The 15195-nt window shown below is 37.9% G+C and carries 15 protein-coding genes and 1 riboswitch; of the genes, 4 read left to right on the forward strand and 11 right to left on the reverse strand.

Features of this window, described 5'->3' with window-relative positions; all coding sequences use genetic code 11:
- Nucleotides 1-107: 107 nt before the first annotated feature.
- A complete protein-coding gene (locus ACFX40_RS02690; RefSeq protein WP_014461089.1) occupies nt 108-827 on the reverse strand; it encodes a FadR/GntR family transcriptional regulator in 720 nt (239 codons plus the stop codon).
- A 193-nt stretch (nt 828-1020) separates the two neighbouring features.
- Here ACFX40_RS02690 and ACFX40_RS02695 point away from each other — a divergent pair, with 193 nt between their 5' ends.
- Nucleotides 1021-2790 carry a B12-binding domain-containing radical SAM protein gene (locus tag ACFX40_RS02695; protein WP_050689442.1) on the forward strand — a complete coding sequence of 590 codons (1770 nt, stop codon included), beginning with the start codon at nt 1021-1023 and terminating at the stop codon, nt 2788-2790.
- Nucleotides 2791-2817: 27 nt separating this feature from the next.
- On the opposite strand, the gene ACFX40_RS02700 is transcribed toward ACFX40_RS02695, so the two are convergent.
- The 7 genes from ACFX40_RS02700 to phaR all read right to left on the reverse strand — a co-directional run bounded on the left by ACFX40_RS02700 (nt 2818) and on the right by phaR (nt 7974).
- Nucleotides 2818-2991: a thiamine pyrophosphate-dependent enzyme gene (locus tag ACFX40_RS02700; protein WP_013055943.1), complete on the reverse strand. Its 174-nt coding sequence runs from the start codon at nt 2989-2991 to the stop codon at nt 2818-2820.
- A gap of 2 nt (nt 2992-2993) precedes the next feature.
- A complete protein-coding gene (locus tag ACFX40_RS02705) occupies nt 2994-3152 on the reverse strand; it encodes a hypothetical protein (RefSeq protein WP_025749458.1) in 159 nt (52 codons plus the stop codon).
- 328 nt (nt 3153-3480) lie between these two features.
- Nucleotides 3481-4860: a TrkH family potassium uptake protein gene (locus ACFX40_RS02710; protein WP_255256589.1), complete on the reverse strand. Its 1380-nt coding sequence runs from the start codon at nt 4858-4860 to the stop codon at nt 3481-3483.
- Nucleotides 4861-5045: 185 nt separating this feature from the next.
- Nucleotides 5046-5264: a hypothetical protein gene (locus ACFX40_RS02715; protein WP_081732003.1), complete on the reverse strand. Its 219-nt coding sequence runs from the start codon at nt 5262-5264 to the stop codon at nt 5046-5048.
- Between the two features lie 120 nt (nt 5265-5384).
- Nucleotides 5385-6473 carry a class III poly(R)-hydroxyalkanoic acid synthase subunit PhaC gene (locus tag ACFX40_RS02720; RefSeq protein ID WP_028407874.1) on the reverse strand — a complete coding sequence of 363 codons (1089 nt, stop codon included), beginning with the start codon at nt 6471-6473 and terminating at the stop codon, nt 5385-5387.
- 76 nt (nt 6474-6549) lie between these two features.
- Nucleotides 6550-7293, reverse strand: a complete 744-nt coding sequence (phbB, locus tag ACFX40_RS02725; protein ID WP_014461095.1) for an acetoacetyl-CoA reductase — start codon at nt 7291-7293, stop codon at nt 6550-6552.
- An 81-nt stretch (nt 7294-7374) separates the two neighbouring features.
- Nucleotides 7375-7974 carry a polyhydroxyalkanoic acid synthase subunit PhaR gene (gene phaR, locus ACFX40_RS02730; protein ID WP_013055937.1) on the reverse strand — a complete coding sequence of 200 codons (600 nt, stop codon included), beginning with the start codon at nt 7972-7974 and terminating at the stop codon, nt 7375-7377.
- Nucleotides 7975-8327: 353 nt separating this feature from the next.
- Between phaR and phaQ the strand changes: the two genes are divergently transcribed.
- From phaQ to ACFX40_RS02745, 3 genes are all read left to right on the forward strand, one after another.
- Nucleotides 8328-8807, forward strand: a complete 480-nt coding sequence (phaQ, locus tag ACFX40_RS02735) for a poly-beta-hydroxybutyrate-responsive repressor (protein WP_013082201.1) — start codon at nt 8328-8330, stop codon at nt 8805-8807.
- 168 nt (nt 8808-8975) lie between these two features.
- Nucleotides 8976-9488 (forward strand): polyhydroxyalkanoic acid inclusion protein PhaP, encoded by a 513-nt coding sequence (phaP, locus tag ACFX40_RS02740; RefSeq protein WP_377253996.1) that lies wholly within the window; start codon nt 8976-8978, stop codon nt 9486-9488.
- Nucleotides 9489-9631: 143 nt separating this feature from the next.
- A complete protein-coding gene (locus tag ACFX40_RS02745; RefSeq protein WP_013055933.1) occupies nt 9632-9829 on the forward strand; it encodes an alpha/beta-type small acid-soluble spore protein in 198 nt (65 codons plus the stop codon).
- Nucleotides 9830-9881: 52 nt separating this feature from the next.
- On the opposite strand, the gene sigI is transcribed toward ACFX40_RS02745, so the two are convergent.
- The 3 genes from sigI to ACFX40_RS02760 all read right to left on the reverse strand — a co-directional run bounded on the left by sigI (nt 9882) and on the right by ACFX40_RS02760 (nt 15073).
- Complete coding sequence (gene sigI / locus ACFX40_RS02750) at nt 9882-10592, reverse strand: RNA polymerase sigma factor SigI (protein ID WP_116515422.1); 711 nt, start codon at nt 10590-10592, stop codon at nt 9882-9884.
- Nucleotides 10593-10965: 373 nt separating this feature from the next.
- Nucleotides 10966-11781, reverse strand: a complete 816-nt coding sequence (locus tag ACFX40_RS02755; RefSeq protein ID WP_028407871.1) for a TerC family protein — start codon at nt 11779-11781, stop codon at nt 10966-10968.
- Between the two features lie 96 nt (nt 11782-11877).
- Nucleotides 11878-11973: riboswitch (yybP-ykoY riboswitch) on the reverse strand.
- Nucleotides 11974-12049: 76 nt separating this feature from the next.
- Nucleotides 12050-15073: a PAS domain S-box protein gene (locus ACFX40_RS02760; RefSeq protein WP_377253998.1), complete on the reverse strand. Its 3024-nt coding sequence runs from the start codon at nt 15071-15073 to the stop codon at nt 12050-12052.
- Nucleotides 15074-15195 lie beyond the last annotated feature (122 nt).

Here is a 15195-nt window from a genome sequence, read left to right on the forward strand (position 1 = left end):
TTCTATTATGTAAATCTTTTCACAATAGAGCAAGCATAAATTATCGGAAGGTGCTTGAATTTTAGTTTTTCTGTTATTTGGTGCACACTTTTCTACCTGAAATGGCATTATTTTTCTTCTGGTATGTATTTCATTAACACGTGTTCAACATTATCAAGATGACTCATCATAAAATGCTGAGCGTCTTCTGCATGCTGAGAAAGAATAGCTTCATAAATTTGCTGATGCTCTTTATAAATCCGTTCAGCCGTTTTTTCTTCTGCATAAAGCCAGATGCGTCTTGTCTCTTTCATCGTTTCAATCATCATTTCTGATACGTTATTCATAAGCTTCACTAAAAGAGGGTTTTGCGATGCTTTGGCAATGGCTAAATGAAAAGCAAAATCTGCTTTCTCTCCCAGCTCTTCATTGCCAAACGCTCCTTTCATTTGTTCCAGACTATCAGACAGCTGGTTAAGATCCGCATCCGTTCGCTTTTGAGCTGCCGCTCGAACAGCCCCAATTTCTAATACTTTTCTCACTTCAAGCAAATGCTCAATATCATTTTTATTCATTAATACAGCGCTAGTTACAGGCAAAGACAGCATATCGGAGTTAAATTCGCGTACAAATGTGCCTTCTCCCTGTTTCATCTCGAGCAGCCCCATCGCCCGCAAAGCGCTAAGAGCTTCACGAATAGCTGAGCGCCCTACCTGAAAGTTTTCCGCCAGCTGCTGCACTGAATCCAAACGGTCACCAGGCTTTAAACTGCCTTCTTTTATATTCTCAAGAAGCGTTTCAGCTACTTCTTCGTATATTTTTTTTGGCTTAATTCGCTTATATTCCACGTTTTCCACCTCATTTTTTTCGTTCACCAAGGTTTACATTAACCGAGACTCTTTCTTCTTTTACGTTTCTGTTACATTTTACCGAAATCCTTTCCCCTCCACAACAAAAGTGGCAAGGTATTTATACTTTATTTCTCAAATGTGCTAAAATAGTAAATTGATTTCATATTACGAGTTAAAAGGAGCTTTTTGAATGAACATTGTTGTCAGTACATTGAATGCGAAGTATATCCATACTTCTTTAGCCCTTCGATGTTTAAAAGCCTATGCAGAGCCTGACTATAAAGTGGATATGGCCGAATATACGATTAAAGATCCTGCTATGAACATTGTCACGGATTTATATAAACGCAACCCAGATATTATTGGTTTCAGCTGTTACATTTGGAATATTGAAGAAACGATTAAAGTGGCACAAATGCTTAAAAAGATCAATCCCGAGCTCATCATTATATTCGGTGGACCAGAAGTAACCTATGATGTAACTCACTGGCTAGAGCGTATTCCTGAAGCTGACTTTATCGCGATCGGTGAAGGCGAAGAAACATTCAAGCAGCTGTTGGACGAACTTCACGGAGAGCGTCAGTTTGAAAACGTAAGCGGCGTGGCTTTCCGAAAAGAAGGAAAACCAGTTGTAAACCCGCAGCGCAATAAAATTGATCTGCGCGAAATGCCTTCTCCTTTCCGTTTTGAAGAAGACCGCCAAGAACTTTCAAAACGCGTTGTGTATATTGAAACGAGCCGCGGCTGTCCGTTTAGCTGTCAGTTCTGTCTCTCTTCTATTGAAGTAGGCGTTCGTTATTTCGATAGAGAAAAGGTAAAAGAGGATATTCGCTATTTAATGGATAACGGAGCCCGCACAATTAAGTTCGTAGACCGCACGTTCAACATCAGCCGCAGCTACGCCATGGAAATGTTCCAATTTTTAATTGATGAACACCGTGAAGGCACCGTATTTCAATTTGAAATTACTGCCGATATTATGCGCCCAGAAGTTATTCAGTTCTTAAACGATCATGCGCCAAAAGGATTATTCCGCTTTGAAATTGGCGTTCAATCTACAAATGATGCTGTCAATGAACTAGTCAAACGCAAACAAAACTTTAAAAAATTAACGCGTACCGTAACAATGGTAAAAGAAGGCGGAAAGATCGATCAGCATCTAGACTTAATCGCAGGACTGCCAGACGAAGATTATAACTCATTTAAGAATACGTTTAATGATGTATTTGCACTTCGCCCTGAAGAGCTTCAGCTAGGCTTTTTGAAAATGCTTCGCGGCACCGGCTTACGCTTAAGTGCGCCTCGCTATAATTATCAATACATGGATCAGTCGCCTTATGAAATTTTAAGCAATAACGTCTTGCCATTTTCAGATGTCGTACGTATTAAACACGTAGAAGATATTTTAGAAAAGTTTTGGAATGACCATCGAATGGATGAAACAATAGAGTTTTTAGTAGAGCACTGCTATGATACACCTTTTGATTTCTTCCAAAACTTCGGGACGTATTGGGATGAAATGGGCTGGGTTCGAATCGGCCATCAGCTTGAAGATTTATTCAGACGCCTTAGACAGTATATTGAAACAGAGAATTTTTCAAATGAAGAAATGATTGAAGGGTTTATGAAAATTGATTATTTACAAAACCAAAAGCATAAGCCTCGTAAACCTTGGTGGGACGATAAAGTAGAAAAACAAATCCGCTCTCATTACTATCAGCAAATGCTTGCTAACCCTTCTATTATGGGACAGGCTTTTGAAGCTGAACAGCTCGCTGAAAAAGAATTATACAAGCACACTGTTTTAGAGATTCTGCCATTTGACTATATGTATTATAAACAAACGGGAAAAATAAATGAACAACCATCTGTTCTTCTTGCTTATTATGATCAAAAAGCAAATGATACAAAACTTTATTCAGCACCTGTAGAGGCATTTGGCCTTCCAGTTGTAAGCTAAAACCTCGGATATCCGAGGTTTTTTTCTTTAACATTCTTTTTTCTTTTTTTGCTCTTTATCAGACTTTGTCTTTCCTAAGGATTCATATATTTTAGCTGCGTTAGGATCGCCCATTTCCGCTCCGAACTCTTCTTGCAGTAATTGCTTTTGCTTTGCTTCGGTGCTTGCTATATGCTTATTATTTTGTTTATGTTTGCTCATCGTTACTTACCTTGCTTTCCTTTTTTCGAATTGCGATTCGCGCCTTTAGCCGGCTCCTCGCCGCCAGCATATTCAGCAGCAAATTCTGCATCTGAAAGGCTCTCTTTTGGTGTATTATTGTTAGTCAGTGCTGATTTGTACCCTACTTTACGCTTTGCCATCATATATCCCTCCTATGCTTGGAAGTCCATTGAACTTCCTTTTCTTAGAATGCACTTTCTGATGCGCAATATAAGCAGAAAAAGCTGTAAAAAAGCGGTTGAAACATAACGAAATTACTTTAATCTAAAGACAAACAAATGGGATACATGAGTTCATCTGAACCGCTTTTCCCGCAGGAGTCTTCGCCTTGCCCTCCAATCAACAGCTGGAAGCAGCTAAACATATGAGACCTATGTTTACCATCATAAAAAAATCCGAACGAGCTTGATTAAGAATTAAGCTCGTTCGGATTCTTCTTCAACTAACATATTTTTACCTCAGCCTCTTTTATCCAATAATAATACGTTCTTTCGGATAGTGATAATCCGGTCCAGACGTTGGACGGCGAAGCATTAAAATAAATGAAAACATGCCGATTCGGCCAATAAACATTAAAATCATAATAACGCATTTACCAATATCAGAAAGCCCTCCTGTAATTCCCATTGATAAACCTGTTGTCCCAAAAGCTGAACACACTTCAAAAATAAGCTCAATGAGAGAAAAATGTTCTGTAATACTTAAAACAAGAAGAGAAATCGAGCAAATGATTACCGCTAACATCGATACAGCTACTGATTTAATAATGTCATCTTCATGAATTTCGCGGCGAAAAATTTTAATCGTCTTATTTCCTCTTACGTAATAAAACAGGAAAAGAATATTTAATGCAAACGTCGTCGTACGAATTCCTCCCCCTACTGAGCTCGGTGAAGCCCCGATAAACATCATCGCGCTCATCATAATTAACGTGGGAAGCGAAAACTCATTAATATTCATGGTCGCTACTCCTCCGCTCCTTGTAGCAGCGGATTGGAAAAACGCATAAAAAAACGATTCATCCCAAGACTTATCTGCTAAAAATCCTGAATGCTCTAGCACAAGAATCAAGATTGTCCCCCCTGCTAACAGCAGAAAAAACATAATAGTCGTTAGCTTCGTAAATAGCGAAAACTGAAATTTACGCTTATCTTTAAATGTTAAAAAATAGTGCTTAATTTCAATTAATACAGGGAATCCAATCGCTCCAAGCGTAATTAAAATAACGGTTACCACTTGTACAAAATAATCATGGGCATACGGAATAAATGAAGATCCTGTAATATCGAAGCCAGCATTTGTTGTAGCGCTGACAGAAGCAAAGAAACCATGCAGAAACGCATCTGTCCAGCTCGAATAATAACGGAGAAAATGTAATCCTAAAATAATGGCGCCAACTAGTTCAATGGCAAAAATAATAAATAAAATATTTCTCATCAAGTCAACTAACCCTGATAAGCGGGATTGGTTATGGTCCGTCATAATGAGCTGACGTTCCTTTAAACCGATTTTTTTACCCAAAATCATCCAAATAAATGTACTGAGTGTCATTACACCAATACCACCGATTTGAAAAATAAAAGCGAGCAAAAAATAGCCCGTCGTACTAAATGTATCCGGAGTAGAGACAGGTGTCAGCCCTGTTACACTTACCGCACTGACGGCAATAAATAAGCGATCAATAAATGCTAACTTCACTCCCGGCTTTAAAGCTTCTGGAATACTAAGTAATAGAAATCCAAGCGTAACAGCCACTATGTAAAATGTAACAATAATTTGAGCTGAAGACATCTGCCTTACTCGTCGTTTCCATGGTTGCGGCATAATCTGACATTCCTTTTTTGTTATAATACTAATAGTTTTCTTCTTTCTTCCCAAAGCATACTCATTGTTACACGGATCGCAATATCCATGTGAAAAATCCCATGTTCAAGAAGGTGACTACATTAGTATAAAAGAAGTCACCTCACTTGTCATTAGATATCATACATTCCAGCAGCCCGCATAAAGAACCGTCAATCAATATTGTCTGTTTACAAAAAAAAACGAGGTTGAGACATAATTAAATGAATCCAATCTAAAGACGAACAAATGGGATACATGTGCTGAACCGCTTGTGACACCGCTGTTGACTTCCGTGCAAGACTTCGCTTTCCGCGGGCGGCCCGTGAGCCTCCTCGTCGCTGACACTCCTGCGGGGTCTCACCTGTTCCGCTTTTCCCGCAGGAGTCTTCGCCTTGCCCTCCAATCAACAGCTAGAAGCAACTATATATTTGAAACCTACGTTTACCATAACAAAAAAACGAACCACTAATCTCAGTGGTTCGTTTTTCACGTCGGCTAAAATACTTTTGTCCAGCCTCGTCTTTATTTTATTTAGAGCGTTTTTCTAGCCAATCGCCGATTGAAGGATATGTTTCCTTCACTGCTTTTGGACCAAATACAACAGATACGTGACCTGTTTGCAACAATTTATACTCTTTATCTTCACTTGAAACAGCGTCCATTAAAGCTGCCACTTGATGCGGCATCGCAATATGATCACGGCTAGCAGCAATGTTTAAAATATTAGCTTTAATATTTTTCAAATCTACTTTGCGTCCGCGAACTTCAAGTTCACCATTGATTAATTTGTTTTGTTGATAGAAATCACGAATCCACTGACGATAAGCTTCACCAGCAAATGGGATGCCGTCAGCAACCCACTTTTGCATGAGCTTCCAGCTTTCAACAAAACGCTGATTTTCCGAACGATCCACCAACGTTACATATGGACCGTAGAAATTCGTGATTGGTTTTAACATCTTGTTTCCAAAGTCAATCATCTCTGGAGGGATATTTCCAAATGTATCTACTGCTTTATCTAAATTAAAGTAGCGATCGTCTAGGAATGCCCCGTATAAACCTGTATCCGAAAAATCAAATGGACTTGTCATAAAAATTAAGTTTTTAATCGGCAAGTCTTCATTTAATGCAGCAAAAATAGATGTCATGGTTCCGCCCATGCAGTAACCAAGAACAGACAACTCAGGAGATTTAGAAGTGCGGAGCACCTTCTTCGCCGCTTTTGGAATATAATCCACAATATAATCATCTAGCTTCATATTGCTGTCTTCAAGCCCAGGAGTTCCCCAGTCAAGTAAATACACGTCAAAACCGCGGTTTAATAAGTATTCAACAAGGCTGTTTCCAGGCGTTAAATCTAAAATATATGGTTTATTGATCAGTGCATATACGAGTAAAATTGGTGTTTTATGCAGGTTATCTTTTACTGGCGTATAGCGGTATAATTTCGCTTTGTTCTTTTTCCAAATAACCTCTTTTGGTGTTAATCCAACTTCCGGTTCTGCTTCTGTTGTCATAATTTCATATGCACGCTTAAAACGTCTTGCAGAACTTTTATATTCACTTGGCATTGATTTGATTAATTTTTCCCACTCTTGCACGTAAGGAATTGCCACGAATATACACACCCTTTCATTTCATTAGTAGTTAGTTAACAAGCACAGCCCCGACAAAAGTCAGGGCCAGCATCTATTACATGTATAAGCCGCCGTTAATGTTTAACTGTTGTCCTGTAATGTACGCGCCGTCTTTTGCTAAGTAAACCACTCCGCGTGCAATTTCTTCAGCGTGGCCTAAGCGACGAGTTGGGATTTTTGCTACAACTTTTGCACGAACTTCTTCCGGCATTGCCATTACCATTTCCGTTTCAATAAATCCTGGGCAAATTGCATTAACTGTTACGCCTGACTTAGCTAGCTCAAGAGCTAATGATTTAGTGAATCCTAGCATACCTGCTTTAGCAGCTGAGTAGTTTGTTTGACCAAATCCGCCCGCTTGACCAATAATTGATGAAATATTGATAACACGACCACCTTCAGATTCTAAAAGGTGCGTTAGCGCAGCTGATGTTGTGTTGTATACGCTATGTAAGTTTACATCAATTACTTTTTTCCAATCTTCTTCACCTAACTTCTTGAATGAACGGTCGCGCGTAATTCCAGCATTGTTTACTAGAATGTCTAATTGACCAAACGCAGCTTTTGTTTCTTCGATTAGGTGTTTTGCTTGATCTACATAAGACACGTCAGCTTGAACCGCAATAGCTTCTCCGCCGTTGTCTTTAATTTCTTTTACGATTGCTTCTGCAGATTCTTTACTGCTGTTATAGTTTACTGCTACTTTTACTCCATTAGAAGCAAGCTCACGTGTAATTGCTGCCCCGATACCTTTAGATCCGCCTGTTACGATTGCTACTTTACCTTGTAATGTTGTCATGAAAAATTTCCCCCTTGCTTCTTCAGCTATGATTTTTACTGTAAATACAGCAGTTAATGTTGTTATAAAATCCCCTATACCTTACTTGCGAGCCGGCTGCTCAGTTTTTTGAGCGTTTGACGGTTTTGCTTCAGATTTAGCTTCTGCCTTTGGCTTTTCAGCTAATTTTTCTTGTTTTTCTAACAGCTGAGCCTGAAGCTGCTCACCTTGAGTTTTAATTTGTTTTTGAATAGTTTCTTTTAACTCGTCTTGTGTTTTTTGCTGCCCTTCAAGAAGAGATAAAACTTTGTCGAGTTTTTTGTCTAACGATTTGACATCAGATTTCAGCTTAGTTACATCTTTTTTCAAAGCAGATGCACTTTCTTGCTGTGCTTCTAATTCATCAAAACGATCGTCAAATTGCTCTTCTAATAATTCTACTTTTTCTTCCACATTGATGACTAATGACGCAACGTTTGCTACATCTTCTTTTGTTGGTACATTTACTTGGTGCAGATAGCGCCCCGTTACTTCATTTACTGCTTGTTGATATTGAAGGTTCATATTTAGCACATTTCCCATGAGCTGGGAAAATTCTTCACGATTCATATTGTCCCCAATAACTTTACCCCAGTAAGATTCGGTTTTGTCATATACGTCTTTCCATGCTTGAAACGGATCAAATACTTTTTGCTGTTCCAAAACTCCATCTCCTTTCTTGTGTACGTTAAAAGTGATGGCTTTCAATATGGACACTTAATGTGACAAGCGACATATTAGAAGCTCTAAGTAAACGCAACCAATTTTGCGTTTATTTATTGGATAATGTAAATCTTTTCACAATTCACTTACCAACAAATTATAAATGTTATAAAAATTACCTACATGTACTATTATAAATACGTTTTCCAAAATAAACAATTCTAAATCTTTGTTTATTTTTGAATTTTTTTGACGCTTTTTGTCGAAATCCAAAAAATCGTTCTTTTTTCCTGTATTTGAAAGACCTGTTTTAAAGTGTTGACAATTTTTTCATCTAGGTGTAAATTACACATATGGAAAACAAATTCTCTTTTTTCGAAGGGGTGATTACCTTGGGATCAAGTGAAAAAGATAACACCTCTAATTCAAACAACTTAGAAAAATCGATTAGCGGTGCACCAAAAAACTTGATGGTTCCTTTTCTTCTTTTAAGTTTAAGAGGTTGGAATCTACATGGTTACAAGCTCATTCAGCAACTAATGAGCTTTGGATTCACATCAGTTGATCAAGGAAATGTCTACCGCACGCTGAGACAGCTTGAAAAAGACAACTTGATTACATCGCAATGGGATACGTCAGCTGAAGGCCCTGCACGCCGGATTTATTCATTAACAGATGCCGGTGAACAATATTTAAGCATGTGGGCTAATTCACTTGAACAGTATCAAAACATGTTAGATTCATTTTTTCACATGTATACCGACATGTTGTTCCCTTTTAGCTCTTCTTCTTCTAAAAAGTCAAAAGAATCAAAAGAGGAAGAAAACGATTAAAGGGATTCACGCAGTACATCTGCGTTTCCTAATATAATGTAAAATTTCACGGTCAACCAGCGAGCGCGGAATGTTAGGTTTATCACACAACTACGAATTTCTTCTTTAACGTTTTGTTCATTACGATAACTGTTCGCCAGACCAAATTATTCAAGGAGGAATTTGATTATGTCAACAGTAAAGTATGATACAGTAATTGATGCAATGTGGGAACAATGGACAAAGGGGTTACAAAACATTGCAGACGGAAACAAACAAATTGAGCAATGGACGTTAAAAGCACTTGAGCAACAGCAAGAATTTGTAACAAAAGCAGTTGAACAGCTTCAAGCAACAGACAAACAATGGAAAGCTGAATTAGAAGACCTTCAACAAAAAACAGTTGAAAACTTACGTAAAACAGCTGGCAACGCTGTTGCCGATTCTTATGAAGAATGGACAAACCGCACGCATGAAGCATTAAATAAATTACAAGAGCTTTCTCTTAACCAAAGCAAATCAAGCTATTCTTTAGTAAAGCAAGCTCAAGAACAATATCATCAAGTAGTAACACAATTAGTAGAAGAGCAAAAGAAAACGCGCCAAGAATTCCAACACGTATCTGATGCATACGTAGAACAAGTAAAATCTCTTCAAAAGTCATTTGCTCAGTCTCTTGAGCAATATGCAGCTGTAAAATAATATATAAAAAAGCCCAGCTTCTTTGAAAGCTGGGCTTTTTTATACTTTCTTGCAAACCATTACCAGTATGCAAAATAGGAAACAACAAATAATACAGATACAGCAGTGAACTGCTGTACCACTAAAAAAGGAGATGACTAATCATGGCTAGAACAAATAAACTATTAACACCAGGCGTAGAACAATTTTTAGATCAATATAAATATGAAATCGCTCAAGAATTTGGGGTAACTCTAGGTTCTGACACTGCTGCACGCAGCAACGGTTCAGTAGGCGGAGAAATCACAAAACGCTTGGTGCAACAAGCTCAAGCTCACTTAAGCGGCAGCACACAAAAATAAAACTTAACTTCATAACATGGCTAAAAAAAAGGCACCTGCGTGTGCCTTTTTCTTACATAATATAGTCTTTTAAATACACGTAGTCCCCCGCTAATATAATAACCATGGCGATAATATATTTACGGTTTCTTTCAATTGTTTTCCGGCTCACTTTGACATGTTTTTCAATCAAGCGAATAGGAAGCTGCCGCTTTAAAAACAGCTTATCTTTTAATTCTTTTTCATTGACGATAAATGATGCAACTTCGACTGCATTTCCCCTTGCATCTTTATGTTTAGGAGACGTGTTAATAATGTCTTCAAGAGTTAATTTAAACAATTTTAGCGCCTGACAAAAATAAGTCATTTCCTCTTGAATATATGAAGTTTCACTTTGCCTTTTATAGTTAGAAAGCGATATATCCCTTTCTACCTTGCCTTGAATAAAACCTTCATTTTCAATTCGGCTATAGAGCAGCGTTTGATTTCTTTTTTCTTTTCGAATATAGTCAATTACTCTTCTTTTAATAATAAGTTCCGCAAATGCAAGAAGAGATCGTCCTTTTTGGATTGTGTAATTTTCAATGGCTTCATTAAATGCAATTAGACCAATGCTAAATTCATCATCAGCTTCACTTATATAACGTTTACATACAGCTGAAACAACTTTAGCAATAAACGGTTTATACTGTTGTATCATTTCATTATGTAATTGTTTATCCCCTTGCTGAATCGTCAGTACAAGCGTTTCAAGCGATGGAGGCGTTTGAACTTTTGTGAGCATTGGCTTCACCTCTTTTACTATACTCAGTTGCTTTATACCATATTAATATCCATTCTTTTGATGACGAACAGGGTTGAGAAGCGCTCTGCTCCTTTTAATTTCCCTTTATTATAACCCATAATAGCTCAATTTTACCAATTAACATACATTTGAAATATATGTTTATAAACTGAAATAAACTTCATTGAACTGAATTACTTACGGCTGCTTCTGTTCTCTACAGAATATGAACGAAAAAGCAAAACATTCGGATATACAGTAATTAAACAGCAGTTAGTTCTTTTACCCTTTATTTAAATAATCTAAACTAGGTATTTTATCCCAACACAAAAAAACGCGCCTTCAATGCTAATTGAAGGCGTGTTTTTTTGTATTATTGATTTTCAATTTTTTTTAACGATTCTTTTTCTTTCTCTGAGCTTTCAAGATCAGTTTGTTCTTTATTTTTAGATAGAAACCAGCCTGAAGCTGCTATGGCAAGTAACACAATCCAAAACGTAATTTTCCACACTTTTGATTCAGGGAAATGTTCATTAATAATACCCAACTCCGGATGAGCAAGGGTATAGACCGCTAACTTAACCCCTACCCAGCCTACAATAGCAAAAGCCGCCGTTTCTAGGCCTGGGCGCGTATTTAATAGCTTGACGAACCAAGTTGCAGCAAAACGCATAATAATTAATCCCATAATTCCTCCGGCGAAGATCACCAAGAACTGTCCACCGTCCAGTCCGCCAATTTGAGGAAGATTTGTTGTTGGCAATGTAACGGCAAGAGCCACAGCGGCCAAAATTGAATCAACGGCAAAAGCAATGTCTGCTATTTCTACTTTTAAAACCGTCATCCAGAAACTTGAGCCCTTTTTCCCGTCTGCTTCTTTCACTTTTTCATGATCGTCTTTTTTCATATATCGCTTCACAATATGATTAATGGAAATGAACAATAAGTAAATGGCTCCTATAGCTTGAAGCTGCCATACGTCGACTAAAAATGAAATCAAGAACAATGAACCAAATCTAAAAATAAAGGCACCGGCTAGTCCGTAAAATAATGCCTTCTTGCGTTTTTCTTCCGGTAAATGTTTGACCATAATGGCCATCACAAGAGCATTATCCGCCGCCAAAATTCCTTCTAATGCAACCAGCACTAGCAATACCCATCCATACTCTAACAAAAGTGATGCATCCATAAAAATCCCCTCTCGTTTCTTTGTATAAGTTTATTTATCCTCATTACTGGAATAAAACACAAAAAGACCTTTGCCAAATATGGCAAAGGTCTTGCTAAGCATAATCATTATGCCAACAAAGCCGATGGAATACTCCATGTAATGACGACTTTGTTTCAGGTTTCCCTGACGCTACTCCCCTTTACTCCTTAAGAAGTAAATGTATTAAGTTGTTTTTATTTTACAAAGAGTTCACTAATAAGTCAATTAAAAGCCCTCTAAACTTTTGTTAAGCGTTTGTTAAGCGTTTTAATACATTCAAAAACGTTGCAATGTGAATAGGCTTTGTTACGTATTCACTAAAGCCGACTAAAAAAGCTTGATCGATATCGCTTTGCATCGCGCTTGCACTCAGGGCGACTCGCGGAATATGCTTCAACTCTTTTTCCAGCTGAAGCTGTGTGCATACCTCAAAACCATTCATATCAGGCAGATCAATATCAATTAAGATTATACCCGGTGAAATAGACCTGATTAGCCCGATGCCATTTTCTCCTGTTTTAGCAATTAAAAGCTTAACGTTTTTATATGGAGAAAGAATCGATTGCATAAGCTCGATATTTGTATCGTTATCCTCAATATACACAATTGAAATTGGCATGGAAAAACCTAAAAACGGCTCGGCTTCTCCTTCATCAGATAAGCGTTTAGGAACAGGTGGATGGACTATGGGAAAACGCACCCAAAATGTACTGCCTTTTCCTTCTTCACTTCGGACTCCGCACGTTCCATTCATTAATACAACAAGCTGTTTTACAAGCGCCAACCCAATTCCTGTTCCGTCTTTTTCTAGTCTATTTACACGGTAGAAAGGCTCAAAAATCCGATTTAATTCTGAAGCTGGAATTCCAAAGCCCTTATCTTCAATCGATATAGTTACGTGATCCTGAGTGATGTCAGTATAGATAGTGATATCACGATAAGCGGGCGAATATTTAATGGCGTTTGTAAGCAGATTTAATAAGATCTGCTGAAACCGAAGTTCATCTACTTCAACAAAGACTTCTTGGTATGCGTGAAAGCGAGTATAAAGTATACTATGCTTATTTTTTGCTAGTGGTTTCATAATTTTAAGGGCGTCTTCAATTGCCTCTTTTACCGACACCGGTTCAAGATTAATCGCTAAGTGACCTGATTCAATTTTCGATAAATCAAGCGTTTCATTTATCAAATAAAGAAGATGATTACCTGCTTTTAAAATTTTTCGTATACGATTCAATTGTTTTTCTGTTAAATCTTTTTCCCCTTGCTCTTCCAATATCTGTGCATAACCTAAAATACTGTTTAACGGCGTACGAAGCTCATGGCTTACTTTTGATAAAAATTCAGACTTGGCTTGATTTGCTTTTTCGGCTTCTTCTTTTGCTATAATCATTTGCTGATTAGAATGAAGCAAATCTTGTTCTTGTTCCTGCTGTTTTGTAATATCATAAAATGTGACCACTACGCCTTTATAATATTTGCTTTCTTGAAGAGGTTCAGCATTCACCGAAAGCCAAGTCAACTTTTTCTCATTTAAATAAATGCCCATGACCGTGTTTCGTACGGGCTCTTTTGTATGAAGACAGCGGACAGATGGAATATCTTCGAGTGCAAAAGCTGTGCCATCAGGATGAATAATTTCCCAGTCTAAACCAAACGGGTTAACCGATAACATTTGGTCGTAAGGCACGTTTAGAATTTTAGCAGCGTAGGCATTGGCAGCAATTAAGTTACCTTCAAGGTCATGAAACACCACACCTTCTGACATTGTAGAAAGAACGGAGCGATACATGCTTTCACTTTTAGCCAGCTTTTCTCTTGCCTCGTGAAGATCAGTGATATCTACTATAGAACCAATAACTTCTTGTACTTCTCCTTTGTAGATATGAGGTATTAACTTCGTATAGTAAGCAAAGTCGTTCATAAGTACTTCATAAGACACTTTCTCTCCCGCCCATGCTTTCTCATAGTATCTCTTATTTTCTTTCGCGTAGGATTCAGGCAAAAATTCTTCAAGTGTTTTACCAACAACATCTATTTCCTCATATCCCATTTCACGAACCATTTTTCCTTCGCACATGGTATGAATATACCCTTTATCGTTTTTCACAAATTTAAAAATAGCGCCATCTTGCTGTGAAAGCGTGCGTTTTAAATCTTCTTGTAAATCCAACAGCTGCTGTTGAGCCTTTTTTCGGTCTGTCACATCTTTGGCAATAACGTAACTGCCTTTAATTTGACCATGAACAATAATAGGCATTTGCGTTACTTCAACGTATACAGGCTGATTATCTTTGCGAATGAGCGTTGCCTCATAATACACAGAGTCTCCGCTCAGAGATTTCCACATATATTCTTCAGCTCTTTCAGCTTCTCTAAACATATAAGGAAACGGAATTTTCTCCATTTGATGCAACGTGTATCCTGTTAGCTCTGTTCCTTTTGGATTAATCGTTTGAATATTGCCGTACAAATCAACCGCACACACAATATTGGGATTGTAGTTAAAAAGAGATTGATAATACTCTTCTTTTAATTGACTTTCCCTCACTTCTTCCTGACGCTTAAAAGCAGCAACGAGCAGGAAGACAATGAGTAGCGTAATTGTGATGCTTGCAATAATATTGGAAAATGGCGCTTGATACGGCAGCCACTGGCCCCACCTTCTAGCAACTGAATGTGCAATATGGAGCTTCATTCCATACATACTGATGAAATGCATAGCTGAAATTCCAATACCCAGCAAAATAGAGCTAACAAGTTTAAGAAACGGATTAGCTTTCACGCTTTTCGAACGAAAAAACAAGTGCATCGCATAAAATGCAACGACCAGGGCGATGATGATGGAAAGCAAAACAGATAGCACGGCATAATGAATACGTGCTTCTGTTTCGATTGCTGCCATTGCAATGTAATGCGTACCCAGAATACTGCTTCCTAAAATAAGCCCTGACCATACCGACGTGCGCCATTTCCAGAATGTCCAAAACGCAACTAATGATCCGCTGATCGCTATTATTAAAGCAAGGACAGAAAGTACAGGATCAAAATGAAAGCTAACAGGAACATAATAAGCAAGCATCGCAATATAGTGCATCGCCCCCACTCCAAGCCCCATTGAAGTTGCTGACAGTGTAAGCCACAAATAATTGTTCCGCTGTTTTTTTATCATTTTGCTCATAATATCAAGTGCTGTATAAGAGGCAAGAATCCCTACAATGACAGCAAGAAATACGGTAAATTCATTATAGTTACCAGTAATTGAAATCATTTTCTTTCCTTTCAATTCAACGTTACGTCTTCTATCTAACTCTTCTCATAAGAACTATATTACGATCATTTATTCCGAAAGCAGACACATGAAAGAGACGAAACTTACATAAGCTTCGTCCT

It is taken from the genome of Priestia sp. YIM B13552 (assembly GCF_042787775.1).
Lineage (GTDB): Bacteria > Bacillota > Bacilli > Bacillales > Bacillaceae_H > Priestia > Priestia megaterium_E.

Coding starts and splice junctions, on each gene's coding strand:
- ACFX40_RS02695 (WP_050689442.1), top strand. CDS start 1,021: ATGAACATTGTTGTCAGTACATTGAATGCGAAGTATATCCATACTTCT.
- ACFX40_RS02700 (WP_013055943.1), bottom strand. CDS start 2,991: ATGAGCAAACATAAACAAAATAATAAGCATATAGCAAGCACCGAAGCA.
- ACFX40_RS02705 (WP_025749458.1), bottom strand. CDS start 3,152: ATGGCAAAGCGTAAAGTAGGGTACAAATCAGCACTGACTAACAATAAT.
- phbB (WP_014461095.1), bottom strand. CDS start 7,293: ATGACAACATTACAAGGTAAAGTAGCAATCGTAACAGGCGGATCTAAA.
- phaQ (WP_013082201.1), top strand. CDS start 8,328: ATGGAAAACAAATTCTCTTTTTTCGAAGGGGTGATTACCTTGGGATCA.
- phaP (WP_377253996.1), top strand. CDS start 8,976: ATGTCAACAGTAAAGTATGATACAGTAATTGATGCAATGTGGGAACAA.
- ACFX40_RS02745 (WP_013055933.1), top strand. CDS start 9,632: ATGGCTAGAACAAATAAACTATTAACACCAGGCGTAGAACAATTTTTA.
- sigI (WP_116515422.1), bottom strand. CDS start 10,592: ATGCTCACAAAAGTTCAAACGCCTCCATCGCTTGAAACGCTTGTACTG.
- ACFX40_RS02755 (WP_028407871.1), bottom strand. CDS start 11,781: ATGGATGCATCACTTTTGTTAGAGTATGGATGGGTATTGCTAGTGCTG.
- ACFX40_RS02760 (WP_377253998.1), bottom strand. CDS start 15,073: ATGATTTCAATTACTGGTAACTATAATGAATTTACCGTATTTCTTGCT.